Origin of the sequence: Mumia sp. (assembly GCF_028803055.1) — a bacterium.
In the GTDB taxonomy this organism is placed as follows: domain Bacteria; phylum Actinomycetota; class Actinomycetes; order Propionibacteriales; family Nocardioidaceae; genus Mumia.
In genome coordinates, this window is record NZ_JARBCJ010000336.1 from 1 (window position 1) to 1,592 (window position 1,592).

The following is a 1,592-nucleotide window of genomic DNA, read 5'->3' on the forward strand; positions in this document are numbered from 1 at the left end:
ACCTGCCGGAACGCGGTCGCCCCCACCTCGACGCCGAGCGTCGACCGCAGGTGACCGTCCTCGCCCGGCCGGTCGGGCTGCTCGACGTCCCCGTCGAGCACGATGGCTCCCGGATCGTCCGCCAGGACGCGACTCACCTGCTCGAACGAGACCTGCAGGGTCGTCGTCGCCTCGATGCCACGCTTCACTCGCGCCAGGGTGCCCCGCTCGGGCCGCCCGGCCAAGGGCCGAAGGTCACTCCGTGCGACCAGCTCCGGGTCAGGAGAGCGAGACCCGCCAGGTCAGGACCGCACCACCGGCCGCCCCCGGCCGCAGCTCCGACGAGCCCCCCGCCGCCAGCGCCCGGGACGCCATGTTGCGCAGGCCGTGCCGGCGTCGGGGCTCGGGGGCCGGCTCGGGGTGGGAATCATCGTCGTCCTCCCGCTCGTCGTCGGTGCCGGTCACCGCATCGGCAGGGGGACCGACCCCGTCGTCGGTCACCGTGAGGGTCAGCTCGCCACCTCCCGCGACCACCGCCACGTCGACGTGGCGGGCCGAGGCGTGGCGGACGACGTTGCTGAGCGCCTCGCGCAACGTCGCCACCAGGTCGTCGGCCACGTCGTCGCCCACCGAGGTGTCGATCGGCCCGTCGAACAGCACGCGGGGCTCGAACCCGAACGACGACGCGGACTCCCGCACCAGAGCCAGCAGGCGCGTCCGGAGCCCCGAGGTCGGGCCCGCCGCCAGGCTGGACTCCAGCCCGAAGATCGCCGAGCGGATGTCCTTGACGGTCATGTCCAGCTCGTCGATGGCCGTGCCGATGCGGGCGACCGCGGTGGCGCTGTCGCTCTCGACCAGGCGGGTGGTGCCCTGCAGCGACAGTCCGACCGCGAACAGCCGCTGGATCACCGTGTCGTGCAGGTCGCGGGCGATGCGCTCGCGGTCCTCGGCGAGCACGAGGTCGCGGACCCGGGCGTGCAGGCGGGCGTTCTCGATCGCGACACCGGCGGCCGCGGCGAGGGCGACGACCAGTTCCTCGTCCGCGTCGCTGAACGTCGGCGCGGTCGTCTTGTCGGTGAGGTAGAGGTTGCCGAACACCTCGTCGCGAACCCGGATCGGCACGCCGAGGAACGACGTCATCGGCGGGTGGTTCGGCGGGAAGCCGACGCTGTCGGGGTGCTCGCTCAGGTCCGGCAGGCGCAGCGGCTTGGCGTCGACGATGAGCAGGCCGAGGATGCCGTGACCTTCCGGCAGGTCGCCGATGCGACGGTAGGTCTCGTCGTCGACGCCGACCGTCAGGAAGCGGACCAGCCGCGTGCCGCTGGCGTCGAGGACCCCGAGTGCCCCGTAGCGCGCGTCGACCAGCTCCGTCGCGGCCTCCACGATGCGCTGGAGCGTGACCGGGAGGTCGAGCCCGGCCCCGACCGACAGCACGGCATCGAGCAGCCGCCGTCGCGCTCTCGGTTGATCGGACTCACCTGCGATGTCGACCACGCCGCCAGGCTAGAGAACCCCGCGGCCCGGGCTGGAGCCGACGGGATCGTCCCGCCCCACGCGGTCAGCGCGGCAGGCGGTCAGCGCAGAGGACGTGGGTCGGCGAGGTGAATGGAGGT

2 protein-coding genes are annotated in these 1,592 nt (G+C 73.3%); both read right to left on the bottom strand.

Features of this window, described 5'->3' with window-relative positions:
- The coding region (locus PV363_RS17755; protein WP_301023086.1) for a hypothetical protein at positions 1 to 188 on the bottom strand (188 nt) is incomplete at its 3' end.
- Positions 189 to 258: 70 nt separating this feature from the next.
- A complete protein-coding gene (locus PV363_RS17760) occupies positions 259 to 1,473 on the bottom strand; it encodes a GAF domain-containing protein (RefSeq protein WP_301023087.1) in 1,215 nt (404 codons plus the stop codon).
- Positions 1,474 to 1,592 lie beyond the last annotated feature (119 nt).